14 protein-coding genes are annotated in these 23,030 nt (G+C 36.0%); 3 read left to right on the top strand and 11 right to left on the bottom strand.

The window, feature by feature from the left end; translation table 11 throughout:
- Window positions 1-127: 127 nt before the first annotated feature.
- From NHF50_RS12195 to NHF50_RS12185, 3 genes are all read left to right on the top strand, one after another.
- The gene (locus NHF50_RS12195; protein ID WP_252776701.1) at window positions 128-2,938 is read left to right on the top strand and encodes an aminopeptidase; all 2,811 of its coding nucleotides are present in this window, start codon (window positions 128-130) and stop codon (window positions 2,936-2,938) included.
- Between the two features lie 179 nt (window positions 2,939-3,117).
- Entirely contained in the window at window positions 3,118-5,526 is a 2,409-nt protein-coding gene (locus NHF50_RS12190; RefSeq protein WP_252776698.1) for a thiamine pyrophosphate-dependent enzyme, read from the top strand.
- Between the two features lie 112 nt (window positions 5,527-5,638).
- Window positions 5,639-6,430 carry an SDR family oxidoreductase gene (locus tag NHF50_RS12185; RefSeq protein ID WP_252776696.1) on the top strand — a complete coding sequence of 264 codons (792 nt, stop codon included), beginning with the start codon at window positions 5,639-5,641 and terminating at the stop codon, window positions 6,428-6,430.
- 149 nt (window positions 6,431-6,579) lie between these two features.
- Here the strand turns inward: NHF50_RS12185 and NHF50_RS12180 are convergent, their stop codons facing one another.
- The 11 genes from NHF50_RS12180 to NHF50_RS12130 form a co-directional block, all read right to left on the bottom strand.
- The gene (locus NHF50_RS12180) at window positions 6,580-7,668 is read right to left on the bottom strand and encodes an FUSC family protein (RefSeq protein ID WP_252776693.1); all 1,089 of its coding nucleotides are present in this window, start codon (window positions 7,666-7,668) and stop codon (window positions 6,580-6,582) included.
- Between the two features lie 12 nt (window positions 7,669-7,680).
- Window positions 7,681-8,835, bottom strand: a complete 1,155-nt coding sequence (locus NHF50_RS12175) for a cysteine desulfurase family protein (RefSeq protein WP_252776691.1) — start codon at window positions 8,833-8,835, stop codon at window positions 7,681-7,683.
- A 111-nt stretch (window positions 8,836-8,946) separates the two neighbouring features.
- A complete protein-coding gene (locus NHF50_RS12170) occupies window positions 8,947-10,386 on the bottom strand; it encodes an MFS transporter (RefSeq protein WP_252776689.1) in 1,440 nt (479 codons plus the stop codon).
- A gap of 27 nt (window positions 10,387-10,413) precedes the next feature.
- A complete protein-coding gene (locus NHF50_RS12165) occupies window positions 10,414-11,268 on the bottom strand; it encodes an endonuclease/exonuclease/phosphatase family protein (protein WP_252776687.1) in 855 nt (284 codons plus the stop codon).
- On the bottom strand, window positions 11,268-13,085 hold the full coding sequence (locus NHF50_RS12160) for a discoidin domain-containing protein (RefSeq protein ID WP_252776685.1): 1,818 nt from the start codon (window positions 13,083-13,085) through the stop codon (window positions 11,268-11,270). Before NHF50_RS12160 ends, NHF50_RS12165 begins: the two co-directional genes overlap by 1 nt.
- 69 nt (window positions 13,086-13,154) lie before the next feature.
- Window positions 13,155-15,464, bottom strand: a complete 2,310-nt coding sequence (gene bglX / locus NHF50_RS12155) for a beta-glucosidase BglX (RefSeq protein WP_252776684.1) — start codon at window positions 15,462-15,464, stop codon at window positions 13,155-13,157.
- A gap of 24 nt (window positions 15,465-15,488) precedes the next feature.
- Window positions 15,489-16,184 (bottom strand): dienelactone hydrolase family protein, encoded by a 696-nt coding sequence (locus tag NHF50_RS12150; RefSeq protein ID WP_252776682.1) that lies wholly within the window; start codon window positions 16,182-16,184, stop codon window positions 15,489-15,491.
- Entirely contained in the window at window positions 16,184-17,554 is a 1,371-nt protein-coding gene (locus NHF50_RS12145; RefSeq protein WP_252776679.1) for a glucoamylase family protein, read from the bottom strand. Before NHF50_RS12145 ends, NHF50_RS12150 begins: the two co-directional genes overlap by 1 nt.
- Window positions 17,555-17,609: 55 nt before the next feature.
- Entirely contained in the window at window positions 17,610-18,473 is an 864-nt protein-coding gene (locus tag NHF50_RS12140; RefSeq protein ID WP_252776676.1) for a LamG domain-containing protein, read from the bottom strand.
- Between the two features lie 59 nt (window positions 18,474-18,532).
- A complete protein-coding gene (locus tag NHF50_RS12135; RefSeq protein WP_252776674.1) occupies window positions 18,533-20,014 on the bottom strand; it encodes a RagB/SusD family nutrient uptake outer membrane protein in 1,482 nt (493 codons plus the stop codon).
- 12 nt (window positions 20,015-20,026) lie between these two features.
- Entirely contained in the window at window positions 20,027-23,023 is a 2,997-nt protein-coding gene (locus NHF50_RS12130) for a TonB-dependent receptor (RefSeq protein ID WP_252776672.1), read from the bottom strand.
- Window positions 23,024-23,030: the final 7 nt, after the last annotated feature.

Raw genomic sequence — 23,030 nt, 5'->3', positions numbered from 1 at the left:
TTGTTTAATTTTTAGTTTAATCCTATTTTAAGCTATTGTTAAGCTTTAAAAAAGAGCATTTGTGTAAGTTTAACGATGAGTTACGCAACTTTTTAGTATTATTGTAATCTTTATTATAAAAAAGTCCGTGAAAAAGAACCTTTTATTTTATCTGTTTTTCTGTTGCATTACGGGCGGAATTGCCCAACATAAATTACGGCTTGATGTTAAAGCTGATACAGAAGCGCACTTATTATACATCCAGCAGGAAATCGAATATTTCAATTCTACGAATGATACACTTCAAAGTATTGTTCTAAACGATTGGAACAATGCTTTTTCTTCCAAGAATTCAGCTTTAGCCAAACGCTTTTCAGATGAATTTGATCGTAGTTTTCACTTAGCGTCTGAAAATGATCGCGGTTATACTGATATTAAAGCTGTTTCAGATGAAAACTTTAAGGAACTGCATTGGCAACGAGCTGCAAAACACATTGACATCATAACTTTAAACCTTAATAAACCACTACTCCCTTTTCAATCCCAACTTATTCGATTGACTTACATTGTTAAAATGCCTAATAGCCGTTTTACACAATATGGTTTTGATAATGACAAATTGTATCTGAAAAACTGGTATTTATCTCCTGCTCTTTTCAGTAATAAAAAATTTATTACTTACAGTAATGAAAATCTGGATGATATATCAAATACTATCGCAGATTACTCTATTCGTATTACTATTCCCGAAACTTTCCATATTGCTTCCAATCTAAAAGTTGAAACAATTGATGCTACCGGAAGTTATTTGCTATCCGGCGAAAACTACCAGGATGTTTCCTTAATTATTTCTCCGACAGCTATTAATCACATCTTTAAAAATGATGTCATAGAAGTTGATTGCAGTATTGAAAATTCAAGATTAGACGATTATCAAAAAGCAATTGTAATTGACAAGATTACCCGATTCGTACAAGAAAAACTAGGCAACTCTTCCGTTCCGAAACTGTTAGTTTCCAACGAGGATTATAAACGTCAGCCTTTTTATGGTTTAAATCAGTTGCCTGCATTCTTAAGTCCTTATCCTGATGAATTCATGTTTGAACTAATGTTCCTGAAAACGTATCTGAACAACTATCTCAAGGCTAATATCCAATCCAATCCCAGAATGTACAACTGGATTTATGACGGTATTCAGATCTATACGATGATGCAGTATATTGATACATTTCATCCGGATATGAAGATGACCGGAAATTTGTCAAAGATCAAGCTTCTGAAATCTTATAATTTTATCAACCTTCCGTTTAACGAACAATTCAACTACCTCTACATGCTGATGGCACGTAAGAATTTAGACCAACCCATAGGCTCTTCCAAAGAAAAGCTGATTAAATTCAACGAGCAGATATCCGGTAAATACCGATCGGGATTAAATTTAAAGTATTTAGATAGTTACTTAGAACACAACATTGTCAATACAAGTATTCAGGATTTTTTAGCCTTAAATAAAATAACCCAAACCAGTTCTCATGATCTGGAATACATTTTAAAGAAGAACAGTCCCAAGAATATTGATTGGTTTTTTACTACCTTGGTTGATTCCCGTGATCTGATTGATTACAAGTTTGGTCGTGTAAAAAAATCTAATGATTCCATTAAGGTTACCATTAAAAACAAGACCAGAACAAATGTTCCGATTTCCTTTTATGAACTTAAGAATGATACAGTCGTGTACAAAAAATGGATTGAAAACATTACAACTGATACTACTCTTGTTTTTCCGAATTATGAAGCCGACAAATTAACCTTGAATTACCACAATGAAATTCCGGAATATAATTTACGTAACAACTGGAAATCTTTAAAAGGATTCTTTTTTAACAACAGACCTTTTAAGTTCAATTTTTTCAAGGATCTGGAAGATCCCTATTACAACCAGATCTTATATGTTCCTGAATTTGAATACAACCTTTACGATGGCATGGCTTTAGGGCTAAATGTTAGCAACAAATCCATTTTGAACAAACCTTTTACTTTTAGTGCAGCGCCTTTCTATTCTCCTAATACACAATCTGTTGTTGGTAAATTTTCCGCCATATATGACAACAACATTCGCGAAGAAGGCAAGCTCTATAAAGTTCGCTATATTTTAAAAGGAAGCCAATTCCATTATGCTCCTAATGCTCGCTATACCAATTTTAGTCCGAGCGTACAATTCTTTCTTCGGGATAAAAACTTCAGAACAAATAAAAGTGAATACATACAATTACGCCAACTGTACATCAACAGGGAAAGTTCGCCGGTTATAACAGATGTCAATACAGACAACTATAGCGTTTTTAATGCCAAATACGGTAATTATCAAGCTGAAGGCACTAAACTTTACAGTTTATTGACCGATCTACAAGTTGCTAATTCTTTCGGCAAACTTTCTGCCGTGCTACACTATAGGAAACTGTTTGAAAACAACCGTCAGATCACCTTACGCTTTTTTGCCGGAACCTTTTTGTACAGAAGCACAACTTCTGACTATTTCAGTTTCGGACTGGATCGCCCAACTGACTACATGTTTGAAGAGAACTTTTTAGGAAGAAGTGAAACTACCGGATTATACAGTCAACAATTTGTTTATGCGGAAGGAGGGTTTAAATCTATTTTCGGAACCCGATATGCTAACCAATGGATGGTTACAACTAATGCCGCTTTTAATATTTGGAACTGGATACAGGTTTATGGCGATGTAGGTGCATTCAAGAACGAAAATTTTAACACAAAGTTTGTCTATGATTCCGGAATACACCTCAATCTGGTTCCCGATTATTTTGAGTTATTCTTTCCGGTATATTCCTCTAACGGTTTTGAATTAAATGATCCTGACTATAATCAAAGAATCCGATTTGTGGTAACCCTCTCACCAAAAACTTTAATTTCGTTATTTACCCGAAAATGGTTTTAATATTTTTTAGAACCTCTGATTATTATTAATTCAACAAAAACACTGTTTTATTTGTTTTTTTTGATGTTTTTTCAAACAATAAAAGGAAAATTTACAAAATACAAAAAATCAAGCCACTTCCCTATTGCTTTTTACAGGCTATTTCTTTACATTTGTAACAATCCAATTTGTTACAAAATATGAGTAGTAAACCGATCGAAAAAGAAGTTCTGTCGTTTGAAGATTTCAAACAGGAAGTAATCAATGATTACAAAATTGCCGTTATCAGTAGAGAATGTAGCCTTTTAGGGCGCAGAGAAGTTTTAACAGGTAAGGCAAAATTCGGAATCTTTGGAGATGGTAAAGAAGTTCCACAATTAGCTTTAGCTAAAGCTTTCAAAAACGGTGATTTCCGTTCGGGTTATTATAGAGACCAAACCTTTATGATGGCTTTAGGACTATTAAGTATTCCTGAATTTTTTGCCGGTTTATACGGACATACCGATATTAATCTGGAACCAATGAGTGCCGGTCGTCAAATGGGCGGACACTTCACTACACATAGCTTAGATGAAAACGGAAACTGGAAAAATCTAACCCAACAAAAAAACTCCAGTGCAGACATTTCTCCTACTGCCGGACAAATGCCTCGTTTATTAGGATTAGCGCAAGCCTCAAAGATTTATCGCAACGTAAAAGGATTGGAAAATCATACACAATTTTCAAATCAAGGAAATGAAGTAGCTTGGGGAACGATCGGTAATGCCTCTACATCTGAAGGCTTATTCTTTGAAACGATTAATGCTGCCGGAGTTTTACAAGTACCTATGGTTATGAGTGTTTGGGATGATGCTTATGGTATTTCTGTCCCAGCAAGATATCAAACGACTAAAGAAAGTATCTCTGAAATCTTAAAAGGTTTTCAAAGAGACGAAAATACAAACGGTTATGAAATCTTTACCGTTAAAGGTTGGGATTACCCGAGTCTTGTAGAAGTTTATCAAAATGCCGGTGCTCTGGCACGTGCGGAACACGTTCCGGTTCTAATCCATGTTCAGGAACTAACCCAACCTCAAGGTCATTCCACTTCCGGAAGTCATGAACGTTACAAAAGTAAAGAACGTTTAGAATGGGAAAGTGAACATGACTGTATCGTTCAAATGAGAAAATGGATGATCTCCAACAATATAGCCAGTGAAGAAGATATTAATGCTATTGATGAAGCGGCTAAAAAAGAAGTGCTTCAGGGAAAAAAAGAAGCATGGAATAACTTTATAAAACCTATTAAAGAGGAACAACAAGATTTGGCTAATTTATTAACAAATTTAGCGCAAAAAAGTCCGAACGGTGTATTCCTGCAAAAATTTGCTACTGATCTATTAGCCATCAAAGAACCTATCAATAAAGATGTTATTACCACTGCACGAAAAACACTTCGTTTAGTCATCAATGAAGATGGTAAACCGACTTTAGTACAATGGATTAAAGATTTTATGACTAAGACACAGCCAAAGTTCAGTTCTCATTTGTATTCACAATCGGCTAAAAGCATTGCTAATATCCCTGCGGTTGCACCTGCTTATGATGAAAACAGCGAAACTGTGGATGCCCGTTTGATCATTCGAAACAATTTTGATGCATTATTTACCAAACATCCTGATGTACTGATATTTGGAGAAGATTCAGGAAATATAGGTGATGTAAACCAAGGCTTGGAAGGAATGCAGGAGAAATACGGTGAATTCCGCGTTTCTGATACCGGAATTCGTGAAGCTACGATCTTGGGACAAGGAATAGGAATGGCTATGCGCGGATTACGTCCTATAGCTGAAATTCAGTATTTAGACTACTTATTATACGCTATCCAAATCATGAGTGATGATCTGGCTACTTTGCAATATCGAACCTATGGTCGCCAGAAAGCTCCTTTGATCGTAAGAACAAGAGGACATCGTCTGGAAGGTATCTGGCATGCCGGATCACCAATGGGAATGATCCTTAACGCTATCAGAGGAATGTATGTTTTAGTTCCCAGAAATATGACTCAGGCAGCCGGCTTTTATAACACTTTATTAGAAAGTGACGAACCTGCATTAGTCATTGAATGTCTGAACGGCTATCGTTTAAAAGAAAAGCTTCCTGTAAATTTAGGCGAATTCAAGACACCTTTAGGAATCGTTGAAACAATTAAAGAAGGAAGTGATATCACTGTTGTTTCTTATGGCTCTACATTGCGAATCATTGAGCAAGCAGCAAAAGAACTTTTTGAAGTAGGTATCAATGTTGAGATCATCGATGTACAGTCGCTTCTACCCTTTGACATCAACCATGATATTGTAAAAAGTGTCGCTAAAACCAATAGATTGTTAGTCGTTGATGAAGATGTTCCGGGCGGAGCCAGTGCCTATATTTTGCAACAAGTAGTAGAAAAACAGCATGCTTATCAATATTTAGATAGCGAACCGCAAACTTTAACTTCTAAAGAACATCGTCCGGCCTATGGGACTGACGGAGATTATTTCTCTAAACCTAGTGTTGAAGATGTTTATGAAAAAATATATGCTATCATGCACGAAGTTAATCCATCAAGATATCCTGATTTATACTAAACAAATGTAAATATTTTATTAAAGTTATCTTAAACTACTTTAATAATTTACTGTACTGATTTATAATGCGTAACTTTATATAGTAAGCTAAACTATATAAAGTTATTGTATTATGAGTACCTTTCAAAACAAAACAATTATAATTACAGGAGCAGCTATGGGTTTAGGCTTAGCTGCCGCCAAAAAATTAGCCGGCTTAAAGGCTAATATTACTTTAGTAGATTACAACGAATCTGCCCTTCGCGAAGCAGAAAAAGAAATTTTAAAAGAATTTCCTGGCACTGGTATTCTTACAGTAGTTGCCGATGTTTCCAAAGAAGAACAAGTCAAAAACTATGTACAAAAAACTTTAGATACATTCAAACGTATTGATGGTTTTTACAACAATGCCGGAATCGAAGGGCGACAAGCTCCTCTTACTGAATACGATTTAGGCATATTCCAAAAAGTACTTGATATCAACCTTTTAGGTGTCTATTACGGAATGCGTTATATCATTCCGGTTATGCAAAAACAAAATTACGGACGAATCGTTAATGTAGCATCTGTAGGAGGTATCCGAGGTGTTATGAACCAGACTGCGTACGTGGCAACAAAACATGCTGTAGCCGGCATGACCAAAAATGCTGCATTAGAATACGGAAAGTTCAACATAATGACCAACGCCATTGCTCCGGGTGCTATTTTGACACCTATGGTTGCTGAAGCTTTTAAGCAGGTAAACCCTGCTGATCCGAAATTAGCTGAAACGGAATATGCTAAAGCTAATCCGACAAAACGATTGGGAATTCCTGAAGAAGTAGCAAATGTTGTTGCTTTTTTATTGAGTGAAGAGTGTTCCTATGTTAACGGACAAGTATTGGCTATTGATGGCGGAGAATCCAATGCATACGGTAATGTTTAAAAAATATAAATACCCCTTTTAACCCCATTTATTAATACCAATCGGCTATCTAAATTGAAACTTAAGAGAACAAACTAAACTATTTTATTCATCACTACAATGTGGTTTTCTATTACTCCCGTTCTTTTGTTTCATTTTGGGTAGCCTTTTTAATTTCTTTTTTTAAGCCAAAAACTCACTTTGGTTTTTCTAATCTGTCTTTCCGTAGTCCGTCTCAATTTTTCATGGTACAAAAAATAACCGGCAATAGCTCCGATCAAACTTCCGATCAGAATATCAAAAAAACGGGTTTCTATTAAATCATTAGCATGGTTAAGTGCTGTTCCTCCGGCTTCAGCCAAAAAAATCGTCAAAGGTGTAATAAAAATAACCGCTAATCCATAATGCCGTACGACCAACATTTCAATTATAAACTGTAAGATCATAATGGTTAGACAAATCCCTAAAGCATCAAAATGTAAGGATACTAATCCCCAAGCCAATCCTAAGCCTATAAATGTACCTAAAATACGCTGAAAACTTCTGCTCCAAACGTGTTGCAACGAAACCCCTTGCAATACAGCCATACAGGAAATAGGCAGCCAATAAGGGTTTGTAAGTTCCAACAACTTACCCGTCAGCAACGAGAGCCCTATAAAAGTTCCTATTATTAAAGATTCAAAAATAGCAGCCGTTGAATTTTTCTTTAACAGAATTAATTCATCCTTTGCAAATTGTCTGTTCTTAGTGATAAAGATACTATAAAACAATGCCAGCAAACACGCTAACATAGCCCCCATTCCAACCAAGCCTACTTTCAACGGAACCACATCAAAATCAAAAGGCATGCAACTCGCTATTGAGGCTATCATTACAAAGAAAAAACTTCCCGGAGGCTTCATGTCAAAATAGCGAACAACCCAATGTACTCCAACCGTAAACAACCCTAAAACCAATGCTGATATATAAGGGTTAAAACTGAACAGAACCCCAATAGTAAAAGAGATCATAAAACCAAATGAACAACTCAACAGAGTAATCATTCTTCTGGCAACAGATGTTGTAGGCAGATATAAAATAACCAATCCGGCCATACAGGATAATAATCCATAATCCAATCTATCAGTAAAGTAGCCCACTAAAAGCGGAAGACCTACACAAAGAGATGCCAAGAGAGGAACATGCCATAAGCGTTCCGTTTTCTTTAAAGTTAAAAGGCTTTTGGCTTCAGCCTTTACAATTTCTAAAAAATCACTCATCTATTGTATCATTTACCCCATTGTCTTCAAAGCCATAATCAATGCATCAATCTCTTCTTTTGTATTTTCATGGCTTAGAGAAATACGTAAACTTGGTTTTTGCAAATCTTCCGGGCTTAAAATTTCAGCTAAAACATGTGAAGGACGAACACTTCCACTTTGACAAGCACTTCCACGGGAAACTGCTATTCCTTTCATATCTAAAGCAAATAAGATCATTGACGTTTTATCTGTTGAAAAAGGCAACATTACATTCACCAAGTTGTAAAAAGTTGTATCACTATATGTTCCGTCAAAAATTTCTCCGTTAAAAATAACTTCCGGAAAAGCCTCCGTCAGTTGTTCCTTCAGGTATATTTTTAATTCATGAATGTGTGAACGCTCTTTTTTCAGTTCTTGATAAGACATTTCTAAAGCCTTAGCCATACCTGCTATCTGATGAACAGCTTCAGTTCCGGCACGCCATCCTTTTTCTTGTTCGCCTCCGAAAAGCAAGGGTTGTAATACATAATTTTTCTTTACATATAAAAGACCAACACCTTTGGGTCCGTGAAATTTGTGCGCACTAGCCGTAATAAAGTCAACCGGAAGTTCTTCCAAATTCAATTCGGTTTTCCCTACCGATTGCACAGTATCAGAATGAAATAAAGCATTGTAATTTTGGCACAATGTACCCACTTTATCTAAATCGAGAATAGTTCCTATTTCATTATTCACATGCATTAAACTTACCAGTGTTTTTCCCTGAACCTCATCTGCTAAAATATTTTTCAATCCTTGATAATCGACCGCTCCGTTGACTTCCAGAGGAACATATTCCACCACAATATCATATTCATTTTGTAAAGCCAGAACTGTATGTAAAACGGCATGATGTTCAATCTTACTCGTTACGATACGTTTAACTCCTAAATCTTTGACTACCGAACGCAAGACCCAATTATTCGATTCTGTTCCACAAGAAGTAAATAAAATTTCACTGGATTTAGCACCAATTGAAGATGCTATCTTTTTTCTTGAAGTTTCTAAAATGACTTTCGCACTACGACCAAAACTATGCGTAGAAGAAGGATTCCCAAATTCCTGAGCCATTACTTCTGCCATGTGAGTAATTACTTCTGGACGAATTCGGGTTGTAGAAGCATTGTCAAGATATACTTTTTGCATGAACAATTATTTTTTGGCAAAGATACGAAACACCTAAAACATGTTGGAAACATTGCATAAAAAAAGCCGCTTTGTTCATAAAGCGGCTTTTTCTTATTTTTTTCTATCTTGTTAGTGACCTCCACTTACTTTTTTATCAAAATTGATTCCTTGTTTTGTTAAGATATCTTTTACGGTATAAGCATAGAACGCTAAATAAGCAAAACAAACAACTCCTACGATATAACTAAAATGAGGAGATGTTAGATCAGCCACAAAACCTTGAATCCAACTTACGATTCCTCCCCCCATAATCATCATGATTAAAAAGTTACTTCCTTGAGTAGTATGTTTTCCTAATCCACTAATAGCTAATGTAAAGATACATGGCCATAACGTAGAACAGAACAAACCAACACTTGTAAACGCATAAACGCTTACCATTCCGCTAGTAGCCATTCCAATTGCTAAAGCTGTAATTCCTAAACCTGAAAAGATCAACAACATCGTAGCCGGATTTCCTTTACTGGCAAAATCTGCAACAATCAATACTAAAATTACAGCCGCATATACATAAAATGGTTGTAAATCTTTCCCTGCTAAGTAACTTGCTAATAAGAACACTCCAAAAGCAATATAAGGCATGATGAATTTCATTATTTTTTGTGCTCCTTCTGACAATCCTAAAGCTTCAACTGCACCCGTCCAACGACCAATCATCAAACTTGCCCAATATAAAGACACATAAGGGGCTACTTCACTAATTGACATTCCTAAACCAGCCTCTAAATAAGCCGGCATATTACTAGCCGTAGAAACCTCAACTCCTACATATACAAAAATTGCTAACATTCCCATTAACAATTGCGGATATTTTAAAGCTGATGAACGAACGTCTTTAACAGTTGCTACTTCTTCTTCTCCTTGTTCTTTAATTTTATTTGGTAAACTTGAAAATTTTAATAGAATAGCCACTAATGCAAAAGCTAAACCTAAAATTAAATACGGAACTTTTACGGTAGCAATATCAATTACGTGGTTTACAGCCGGCTTTGCTCCAAAAATTGCGTACGTTACAATTAAGGGACCTATAGTTGTTCCGAAGTTATTGATTCCACCTGCTAAAGTTAATCGCTGAGAACCCGTAGCAATAGGACCTAACACAATTGCCAAAGGATTAGCAACCGTTTGTTGCAATGAAAAACCTAAACCTACAGTAAACAAGCCTGACAACATTAAAGCAAACGAACCTGTATTAGCAGCCGGATAAAACAATAACGTTCCTAAGGCCGAAATCAGTAAACCTAAGGACAAACTGTTTTTATACCCTAATTTTTGAACAATATCTACTTTTATTAATCTTGAAATCAGCATATAAAGTAAAGCACCCACGGTATAAGCAATATAAAATGCAAATGAAACCAACTGACTTTGCCCATTCGTTAAGTCAAATGCTTTTTTAAAAACGGGAATTAGAATATCATTACTGGCTGCAACGAATCCCCAAAAGAAAAATACCGAAACTAAAGGAATAAATTGAGCCCAATTAGTCTGTTTATTTGATGTACTCATATAGTATAAAACGTATTTATTGGTTTGTTATTTATTTTTTTTGTAGTTCAAATAAAACGTTGCCAAAATAGGTAAATGATCGGACGGATATTTGAAGTCATAAAAATCGTTAATTGTATTGAATTTTCGAACGTAAATTGAAGTTTTTTTATCAAAGAAAATGTAATCTATCTGTTTATCAGGTATTTTATAAAACTGAAAAGCATTCCAGGTATGGATAGAATTACCATACGGTTTTGTTTTTGAAACCGAACTTGCTTCTTTTAGATCTTCTTTTAAGGTTGCAATAACCGTATCGTTAGGTTCGGCATTGAAATCACCTGTAAGAATGAACGGAATATCTTTTTTAGTCTTCAGTTCTTTAGCCAATTGAACCAGTATTTTAGCCGATTTTTCTCTGGCTTTTAAACCGACATGATCCAGATGGGTATTGACGATCCAGAATTTCTGTTTGCTCTTTTTATCCTGAAATAATCCGTACGTCACAATTCGATGACAAGCAGCATCCCAACCTTTAGACATTTCGTCCGGAGTTTCGGAAAGCCAAAAAGTTTTTTCTTCTAATACTTTGTATTTTTCAGCATTGTAAAAAATACAGGAGTATTCCGCATGAATTCCTTCTTCTCTTGGTAAACCAATAAATCGGTACTGCGGAAGGTTTTCCAACAAAAAATCCAATTGTACTTTCTGAACTTCCTGCATTCCTAAAAAATCAGGTTCATAATATTCAATTAAACGGGCAACTCTTTCTTTTCGTATCTCCCAACTATTATCGCCGTCATCTACTGAAGCTAAACGCACATTATACGACATAACATTCAAATCGTCCTGAGCAAATGCTAAGGTTGAAACGCAAAAAAATAAAAACAATACCTTTTTCATCAGTCTACTTTTATAACCGGAGTTCTTTCGCTAATTCCGTTAGCATTAAAGGCTTCTATTTGGAAATAATAGGTGTCGGTTCGATCCATTCCTGTGAAGAAATAATCACTTTTACCGTAAACCATAATACTTCCGTATAATTTATCAGGCGATTTACCAAAATAGATCACATAGCCTTCAGCTTGATTATTTTGTTTCCAACGGATCCACGAACTTCTTCTTTCGCCAAATTTATTCTTATCTGCTCGTAAAACCATAAAATTTTCGACTTTTTCAGGTTTTTTCCCGTTCCCTTTTCCAAAAACACGGAAACCGCTCAAAGCAAATTTCCCGGTTGGCATTTTGATGTTCTCCAATTTCAGGTAACGGGCTTTTATGGGCTTTGCTAACTCGACATAATCATGAGGAACATCTGTCCTGTTTTTGCTTTTATCTACTGCCAGTTTCCATTTTTTACCGTCATCAGATGCCCAAATTTTGTATTGGTGTACAACTCCGGAGCTTTTTCCCATAAATTCTACATCCTGATCAGCATAATTGATCTGTATAGCATTTATTGTCGATATTTCACCTAAATCCGTTTGAAACCATTCCCCTTTTTCTCCTGTTTGTGCACTCCAATAGGTTCTCATATCTTCATCTACTGCAAAATTCGGAGCATATCCTCCCAAAGTAGAAGAAACCTGAACCGGTTTATTGTAGTTCAGCAACATCCACCCGGCAAATAATCCTTGTGTAAAATCTTTATCTTTAGCATATTCCGGAATAAATGTAGGATAATCTCCGTAAGCCGTATTACAATACATCACGTCATCCTTATCAAAACCGGCAGGCCAGATCCCGATCCGTCTTTCAAAATTATTTTTTTGTCCCAGAATAATGGTTGAAACGTGCCACCAGTTTCCGAAATTGTCCTGATATGTGGCTCCGTGACCGGCTCCGCGAGCAAATCCGCCCGGTTTATAGGACAAGGGATTGTGTTGCTGGTAAGCAAAGCCCTCCAATGGATTTGAACTAACATAAACACCATCTGCATATCCGCTGAATTCCGTTGCCGGCGCAGCATATTGCAAGTAATATTTATTTTTATATTTGGTCATCCAGGCGCCTTCCATAAAAGGTTGCAAAAACGTATTATCATTGTATTCCCCGAAACGTTCCCAACCATGATCTTCGGGTTTTAAAGTCAACATTGGTTTTACAAAACCTTCAGACTGTAAAGTCGTCGTATTTATTTCTGTTCCGAAAAGAGGAAATTCATTGCTGGATCCCCAATATAGGAATAACTTATCTTTTTCTTCATCGTACAAAAAACCCGGATCCCAGGCTCCTACTTTAAAGTTGTCAACTGCTTTTTCCCATTCGTTTGCTAAAGGATCCTTACTTCTCCATAGAGCAAAATCAGGTCCGTGTGTGGAACCAATTACGTACATATATCCTTTCATAACAAAGACAGCCGGAGCGCATAGCTCGTCATATACCTTGTTCTTTTCATCAAGCTTATGGTCGGCTTTTACACCATCATTCAATGAAGGGTATTCGTTTTCCGGTTTTAAGAATTTCCGTTGGATATAATTCCAATGTAGCATATCATCACTCCACCAATAGCCCCATTGATTGGTTGCAAACAAAAAGTATTTATTCTGAAAATTAACAATAACCGGATCTGCTGTTGCGCGATGCTTTCCTTGTTTCGTAAAATTAGGAATAGGTGTATAACCATAATCGATATTGACCGGATTACAAAATGTCTTTTGCTGAGCAAATCCCTGAAAAACAGAGATCATGGTTAGTATTGCTACAATTATTTTTTTCATGAGTTACTTCCTTTACTAAAAAATACCCTTTAGTGATATTCCAAAGGGTATTTAACTTAAACTAAAACATTACTTTACTAACTCAAATTTTAATTTCATCTGGGTATCAGAATTGGTTCCTACAAAAACTTCGAACGTTCCGGGTTCCGCTACAAAATCTAAATTAGAATTGTAGAACTTCAAATCTTCTTCAGTTAAGTCAAACTGTAGTGTTTGTGTTTCTCCTTTTTTAAGAGTAACTTTTCGGAATGCTTTTAATTCTTTAACCGGTCTTGTTACTGAACCTACTAAATCTCTGATATATAATTGAACGACTTCTTTTCCGTCGTAATTTCCTGTGTTCTTAACCTCTACCGAAACGGTAATTTTCTCGCCTTTAGTCAACGTATTTGATGACAACTTTAAGTTTGAGTACTCAAAGGTCGTATAACTCAATCCATAACCAAACGGGAATAATGGCGTGTTTGGAACGTCTAAATAATTAGAACGGAATTTTTCGAATTCGCCTTTTTGTGTTTTTTCCAAACTTAAAGGTCTACCCGTATTCTTATGGCTATAGAAAATTGGCACTTGTCCAACATTTCTAGGGAAAGTCATTGATAATTTTCCTGAAGGATTTACCGTTCCATACAGTACATCAGTAATGGCAGGACCTGCTTCAGTTCCCGGGAACCAAACGTCTAAAATAGCATCTGCTAATTCATTTTCCTCAGTAATTGCTAAAGGACGACCATTAAACAATACCAAAACAATCGGCTTGTTCGCTTTTTTCAATTCTTTCAATAAGTCTTTCTGAGCCTGTGGAATCAAAAGGTTTGTTCTACTACTCGATTCTCCGCTTAGTTCGGCTCCTTCTCCGATAGCAAATACAATTACATCTGATCTTTTTGCTGCCTCTAAAGCTTCTGCCCAAAGCACTTCTTTTGCTCTGTTATCGCTTGGTAATGGTTTTCCGAAGAAACCTGCTTTTTCAACAAACGCATCATCATAATCAAAATTACAGCCCATTGCATAATTAACATTTGCTTTGCCTAATTTAGCTTCTAAAGCTGTTTTTAAAGTAATTGGTGTATCAAAATTGGTCGCCACACTCCAAGTTCCCGGCATGTGTTTTTGCGCAATTGCCAAAGGACCAACTAAAGCCACTTTTTGATTGGTTTGTAATGGTAAAACTGAATTTGAGTTTTTCAACAAAACAAAAGATTCAGCCGCGATATTTTGAGCAATCTGACGATTTTCTTTCGTAAAAATTTCTGTTTTAGCACGTTTTACATCACAATATTTATATGGATCGTGAAACAAGCCTAAATCGTATTTTGCTTCTAAAATTCGTTTTACGGCAGCATCTAACTGATCTATGGGTACTTTCCCTTCTTCAATTGATTTCTTCAAGGTTGTCAGAAAGCCTTCTCCAACCATATCCATATCGATTCCGGCATTCATTGCTAAAGCAGAAACGGCTTGTAAATCGCCCATTCCGTGTGCTATCATTTCATTGATCCCGGTATAATCAGTTACTACAAAACCATTGAATTTCCATTGGTTACGCAATACATCTGTCATTAGCCATTTGTTTCCCGTAGCCGGAATTCCGTCGATTTCATTAAATGATGCCATAACCGAACCTACTCCGGCTTCAACAGCTGCTTTGTATGGCGGGAAATATTCATTATACATACGAATACGGCTCATATCAACCGTATTGTAATCTCTACCGGCTTCCGGAGCACCATACAATGCAAAATGTTTCACACAAGCCATAATTGTATTGTTATCCATTAAGCTTGCTCCCTGATATCCTTGCACCATGGCTTTAGAAATTTGACTTCCTAAATAAGCATCTTCGCCTGAACCTTCTGAAACTCTTCCCCAACGCGGATCACGAGAAATATCGACCATGGGAGAAAAGGTCCAGTTAATTCCATCGGCACTGGCTTCTTTAGCTGCAATCTGCGCTGATCTTTTGATATTATCCATATCCCAACTGCATGATAAACCTAAAGGTATAGGAAACGTAGTTTCGTAGCCGTGAATAACATCCATACCAAAGATCAAAGGAATTTTCAGTCGGCTTTTTTCAATAGCAACTTTTTGTACGTCTCTGATGCGTGCTACAGATTTTATATTGAATAAACCTCCTACTAGTCCTTTTTCGATTTTCTCTCCTATATCAGAGTTTGTAGCCTGTCCGGTAGTAAATTCTCCGGCACTTGGCAGATTTAACTGTCCGATTTTTTCTTCTAAAGTCATTTTAGCGATCAATTCATTGACCAAAATATCTTTAGGCGGAACAGTTCTCTGTTTGTTCTTCTTTTGAGCCAAAGCAGAACCGGAGATCGTTATTGTTGCTAATAGTATACTTATTATCTTTAATTTCATTGGTTTGTTTTTGTTTATGGTAGATTAATTCTTTTGTTGAGCAAGCATCCAATTGTAAATTTCGGGGTCATCATAGACTCTTGTCCAACTATCATGATTTGCGTCATCAAAAATGGTTAGTTCGATATCTTCATTGCAATTCTTTAATTTTTTATAGATCTCAATGGAATATCGAACATCTACAACATCATCAACCAATCCATGAAAAATTCGTGTTGGGATTTTGCTTATTTTACAATTTTCGATCATTGGTACACGATCTACAAAACCTGCAATGGGCACTAAAGCAGCAAAGCTTTCAGGGTGAGCAAAAGCTAGATTCCAGGCTCCCCAGGCTCCCATACTTAAACCTGTCAAGTAAATTCGTGATTCGTCTATATTTTTATTTTCTTTGATTATATTTTGAATCAAGCGATATAGTGATTCCGGTTCCCAATATGCTTCTTTCGGACACTGAGGGGCTAAAACGTAAGCGTCCAATTCATGTGTCTTTAAATATTTAAAAGGTCCGTGAACCTTTACTAGTTCAACATCGTCTCCTTTTTCACCTGATCCGTGTAAAAAAATGATAAGCGGTTTTTTATCCTTACCTTTAGGTTTATGCAAAGCATATTGATACGAATAACTCGTTGAAACAGTGGTCTCAAAATTTCCGGTTACCTCTTGAGCCAAAGTGATATTAAACCATAAGAATACTGCAAGAACAATTATATTTTTCATTAAAATCCGTGTTGAGTTGATGAAAATCCTAAGTTTTGTAATCCGGTTTGAACTTCGGTTGCCTGCATGAATAGATCCCATAACAATCCGGTTCTATGATTTTCGATCATCGGAGCAATAGTTCCCTGATCAATAGCTAAATATCTTCTTGTTACCCAGTTATATGGTGGCGAAAAAGCATCATAAGGTCCGGCATAGCCTACCAGTGTAGCTTTCTTTTCTTCATATAAATAGCGTAAAAAACGCATGGATTCTGTCGGAGTATACGGAAATGAAGATAAAGCTGCCGTAGGGGTAATGACACCTGTGTCATTATTAGGTTGATGAGCGGTATAGCCTGTTGAACCGTCTGAATTTCGGGTATAACTTGCCGTAAGTCCCCAACATTTATTACTATATCCATTCCAGTTATAAGGATTATTAACACAGTAGGTATATATAATTTCCGTATGGTTTTTATTCAGATCCCAATAGTTTGCATATTGATCTGAAAGTCCTCTGGGGTCTAATCCTAAATAAGAATAATGAGCCCAGAAAAGCGGTCCTACATTATTAGTCGCTCCGTTGTGATTGAAAATCAAAGGGATTCCATATTTAGTCCCTGAAGTTACAATAGCCCCGTTTCTGGCCCAAGCCTGATGATAGGCTTCGTTAGGAATAGGATGAGTCGGCGAAGCTGCCCCCATAATGTAAGCTGCCAGACATTCGTTATAGCCTTCCAATTTAAAATTCATTTGCCACTCATAATCGGGAGACCAATGCCAGTATAGAGCATTCTCTCCTTTGGTATACCAATCCCACTCTACTCCTTCCCATAAAGCATTTGCTTTTTGAGATAAAGCCTGTTCTGCAGCACTTCCATTTTTAAAATACTCTCTAACGCAGATCAATCCTTCACATAAAAAAGCTGTTTCTACTAAGTCTCCTCCGTTGTCCATTGTCCCGAAAGGGATAACATCACCTGTAGTACCGTTCATCCAATGTGGCCAGGCGCCATGGAAACGATCAGCATTTTCTAAGAAATTCAGTGCTGTAGTTAATCTTGTAACAGCTTCTGCTCTTTGAACAAAACCTCTTTCAATACCAACTAAAATAGTCATTAAACCAAATCCTGAACCTCCTGTGGTAACAATATTCTGATCGTATGTCGGATCATCTATCAGGTAACGTTCTCTTGCTAATTTACAATCAGGGTGTGCTAAATCCCAGAAATAACGAAAAGATTCTCTTTGTACTTGTGTCATTAATTCGTCATCTGATAGTACTACCGGTGTTTCTTCTTGATTATCAGAACCATTATTATCATTACTTTCCGTACAACTAACAGACGAAAAAAAAGTAAAAATTACTATTAACTTTATAATTTTCATGATTAGTATTTAAAAACCTGCCGGAAAAATATATTCTTCCGGCAAGAAATTTTTATTATTTATTATTTACGAATAAATCCTGAACCTCTGCAGCAGTTAAGGCTATATTGTATAATCGAAATTGATCTAATGCTCCTTTCCAATTAGAAGCTAACCAGTTATTTCCACTCGAATTTTGTGCTTGTGGTCCGTTACCGATTCTACAACCTGTAACTTTTGAATCATCTAACGTAAGCCCTCCATGGGTTCCCCAAGTTTTAGTTTCAATAAAATTTCCGTCGATATACATTGTCAGACCAGATGTGTTTTCATCGTAAACAAAAGCAAAATGGTGCCATTGATTATCTAAAACTCCTTCTATTGAATTAGCTCCTTCCCAAGTAACCCAGGTATCAGACATATCGGCATCAACCATAACAAGCTTAATAGCCGCTGCTGTACTTGAACCAGAATATTGATCAAACAACAAAAATAAGGTAGCTCCGGACCAATGTCCGTTTGAAGACGGAATACTAAAAATATTCTCAGCTCCCGGGTTCCCTCCGTTTTGAGTTTGCCCGTCATGTTTTTCCCAAAATGCAATAGTAAAACTACTTACCGTTGAAGCCCAATCATTTGGTTTTGCATAATTAATTTTTGCATCTAATACTCCTTGCACAGCCTTACCTGAAACCCCATCTACTTGATTGAAACCATTTTCTGTAGGGAATTTAGCTCTAATATAATCTACTGCATTATAAAGTTCATTTTCGGTTTCACCATCAAAAGGGACATAAAATTTTAGGGGACCTCCCGGTGGATTTTCATCAATAGGATAATTACCTAAATCAGGATGATCCATATCTTGACATCCTACAAGTAAAAGTGAGGCTATTAAAAACAAGCTTACTTTTCTTAATGAAATATCTATTTTTCTCATAACTTATATCTTTTAAATTTAGAACGAAACAGCCTTTTTACCATTCATTCTGTCAGACTTTAATAATTTGGATTTTGAATTAAAACACCACCCGATTGATCAATTGCTGATTGAGGTATCGGATAATACTGGTTTTTAGCCTGATAGCCCAAACTTCCTAGAACCGTTTGTGCGTCTCCCCATCTAACTAAATCATAGAACCTTTCTCCTTCCATTGCAAATTCAACTCTTCTTTCTTGTTTAATTGCATCTCTAACCGCTGTTTGATCTGTAGCAGAAATGTCCGGTAATACAGAAGAATTCCCTCCTCTTGCCCTTGATCTTACAACATTAATATAATCAACTGCTGCAGAAGATTGTCCTAATTCGTTTAATGCCTCAGCATACATCAAGAGTACATCTGCATAACGCAAAATTTTAATATTTGCCCAATGATTTTTATTTTCTGAATATTCTGTTCTTTCACTTGGTTTAGTATATGCTTTTTTATTCCAATAAGGTTGTGCTAATGGCGGACTATTCGGAACCGTTAATCCATAACCGTCTGTTTGTCCTGAATATAAAATTGTCGCATCCTTTCTTGGGTCTCCTGTCTCAAATGCATCAACCAGATCCTGAGTCGGCACATTGAACCCCCAGCCTAAATCCCATGTACCAGTTCCTCTAACACCTTGTGTCTCCCAATAATTATTAGAATAATTCACTCCAGCTAATCTCAAAAACTGAACTTCAAAAACAGATTCGGTAGAATTGTCTCCATCTTGTAAAAACAATTCTGAAAAAGAGTTATATAGTGAATAACCATAAGTCATTACTTGACTTAATTCACTTTCTGCAGCAGACCAATTTTGCTGATATAAATACAATTTTCCTAATAATGTTTGTGCAAAACCTTTGGTAGCCCTGCCCGGATAACTTGGCCAAGAAATAGGTAGGTATTCTTTTGCAAACTCTAAATCACTTACAATCTGAGTATCAATTTCAGCTACAGTCGATTTCGGAGCTATCTCATCAGAAGGAACAACTATTTTATGAAGAATTAACGGTACTTCTCCGAAATCTCTTCTCAAATCGAAGTAACAAAAAGCTCTGATAGCCATAGCTTCTGCTTTATTAATTAAAGTCCCCTCATCAGTTGCACCGGAATTCTCAATATCAATAATTAAATCATTACATGCATAAATTATTCGATAATGTCCTGTCCAATTCCCTTTAGCTATCCAACCTTCAGATGCGTCATATTGAAATGAATCATAAATATTACCCAAGGTAGCCGCATCTGTTGCCGTGCTCCCTTTTGCCGCATCATCTGAACGAATACTCTGGAACCAGACTCTAGAGAAATCTGCCACTCCTCCTTCGGTTCTCAATTTACCATATAGACCAAAAGCCTGTTCTTCATAGCCTCCTGCTCCTAAATCTCCGTAAGAAGCAGTTCCTAATGGTTTTTTATCAAGAAAATCATCATCACAAGAAGCCACTCCTAAAACAGTGAATGCTACTAATGTTGCTATTTTTATAATTCTTCTATTTTTTTTCATGATCATTTTTTTTTAGAAAGTTACATTTAACCCAAGAGTTGTAATAGCTGGTACCGGATATGATCCTCCGTCTACACCAAAATATGTTGGGCTTCCTCCAAACTCAGGTGTGAACCCTGAATTCTTTTTCCAGGTTACAAAGTTCTGAGCGTTCAAGAATAATCTTAAACTTTTAATCTTTGCTGCACTCAAAAACTTAGAGTCAAAATTATATGCTAACTGAACATTTCTCAATCGTAAGTAGCTACCGTCTTCAATCATATAAGTTGACGGTAAAGAGTTATACCCGGATGCATCATATACTCTTGGTTCCCAATTAGAGGTTCCCGGTCCTGTCCATGCTCCTAAACGATCAGATCTATAATTGAATTGAGCATATGAAGAACCGTTCCCCCAATTTCTATAAACCTCATTACCATATACTCCTTGGAAATCTACCCCAAGACTCCATTTATTGTAATTTACATTAACTGAAAAACCATACGTAAAATCAGGAGTCGGATTACCTATATAAGTTCTATCATCTGTATTAATCACTCCATCTCCGTTTATATCCTTATATTTTAGATCTCCAACTGTGTAATCTCCCAATGTACTTATCGGAGAGTTCAGAATATCTGCATACGTTTGATAAACTCCTTCTACTACATAACCATAGAAAGAACTGATAGGTTGTCCGGCAATAGTTCTGGTTGGACTCGTAAAATAATCAAACCCTTCATCATACAAACTCACTACTTTATTATTCATGGTCGTTAAATTTGCAGATACAGAGTAACTGAATCCTTCTCTTACTTCGTTTTTCCAAGAAGCAATAAATTCTAATCCATTATTTTTCACTTCACCTACATTCCCATAAAAATTATCTGTTCCCGTTATATATGCCAGTAAACCTTTTGTTCTTTTGTCATAATAATTAGCCTCAAATGACAAACGATTATCAAAAGCTCCTATTTCTAGACCTATTTCTTTTGACAATACGGTTTCCCATTCTAAATCAGGATTAATTCTATATGCTAAAATATATGCCGGAACCAGTTCTTCACCGAATACAGCACTTTGACCAGGTACATACAGAGGATAAGTTGGGTAATGCAATGTAGTGAATTGATTCCCCTGCTCTCCCATTGATCCTTTCAGTTTCAAATAATTAATGTGTTTCACATTAAAAAATTTCTCTTTCGAAATTTCCCAAGCTGCACCTACAGCCCAAAAATTCTGAGCATTTCTTAATTCAGAAGAATCATCTCTTCTGAAAGAAGCATTCAACATATACTTACCATCATAGTTATATAATACCCTCCCTAAATAAGATAATGTAGCTCTATCCCATTGGTTTGAATTTGAAAATCTGGTTGTTGGATCACCATAAGGAAATACATTCAAATACCACCATCTAGGGTCATTAGGAATCTGATTTACGTCTACTCCGTTTTCATCATAACTTGGCGCATATTGTGAAACTGTACCACTCATAGCAGAATAATATTCTTCATATCGGGTATGTCCGGCCAATAATGTTACATTATGCAAGCCAAAACTATTTTCATATGATAATGTATAATCTTGCTGTAAGTTCTGCTTGTAATTGCTATATTGATTTACTTTTGTTAATACATTCCCTGAATATGCTGTTAAATCATCTGATTCAGCGGCATAAACATTAAAAACCGGTAAATACCCTCTTCCCTTATTAAAATCTAAATCTGCTAAATATGCTCCTCTCAAAGTAAAATGTTGCAAAAATTTTAACTCTGCAAAAACATTTCCTACAAAGCGTGTATCTCTATTTAATTGTGTTCCTTTTTTCCCTTCAACTTCTAAAAGAGCATTTCCTAATTGTGCACCTCCCATTTCAGTCGGTAATTGATTGTAAACACCTAATTCTTCATTATAAGGTGAAACTATAGGAGTTGAATTTAAGGCAGAAGTAAAACTCCCTAATCGAGGTAAACGAGCATCTAAGAAATTAATATTAAAACCTAATTTTAAATTCTTTTTAATATTCAACTCGTCATTTAAATTAGCTGTAAATTTTTTGTACAGTTCATTTTTAATCAATCCTTCTTCATTTGAATACCCAAAACCGGCATAGAATTTATTATTCTCAGAAGAATTTGAAAAAGATATATTATGATTATAAAATAATGCGTTATCATTTGAAATTGCATCAACCCAATCTGTATCAGCTGTATACAAATCATAATAGGAATAAGGCGCAACTCCTTGATTTTGTCTTTGCATATCGTACAAATACTTAAACTCTTGAGCATTTGTCATACTAGGTTTTCCTGTAATACTTTTAAAACCTACCGAAGAATTATAATTAATGACAGTTTCACCGTTTTTAGCTCTTTTCGTAGTTACAACAATTACCCCATTAGCCCCTCTTGCTCCGAAAACAGACAAAGAAGACGGATCCTTCAACACCTCTATTGAAGCAATATCATTAGGGTTAACAAAATCAATATTATCGGTAAAAATACCATCCACTACGTAAAGAGGTTTAGTTTGGTACAAACTAATTGTTCCTCTAATTCTTACATCCGGTTCTTGACCTGGTTGTCCGGAGTTCACTACTGTTAAACCTGCAACTTTACCTTGCAAGGAGGTCAAAACATTATTATTGGGCTTATCAGCCACTTCTTCTCCTTTGACGCTAACAATAGAACCTGTTAAGTCTCTTTTTTTAGCTCTTCCATATCCTATCATCACAACATCATCTAACTCAGTCAGACTTTCTTTCATGACAACATTCATATTAGTAGTCGCTTTGGCTACCAAATCTTCCATACCTATCATGGTAAATTTCAAATCCTGGCCTTCTTTAGCCTCTATTGTAAAATTCCCATCAAAATCAGTAATGGAATACTTTTCTGTTTCCAGAACTTGTATGGTTACCCCTGACAGAGGTGTCCCGAATTCATCTACTACATTTCCTTTAATTTCCTGCGCTAAGGAAACTATCGGAATAAAGAGCATTGAAATAATTACTAAAATTTGTCTCATTTTGTTA

Source organism: Flavobacterium sp. NRK F10 (assembly GCF_024054235.1).
GTDB lineage: Bacteria > Bacteroidota > Bacteroidia > Flavobacteriales > Flavobacteriaceae > Flavobacterium > Flavobacterium sediminis.
The sequence above is the reverse complement of the archived record's forward strand: the minus strand, read 5'-3'. Positions and strand labels throughout refer to the sequence as shown.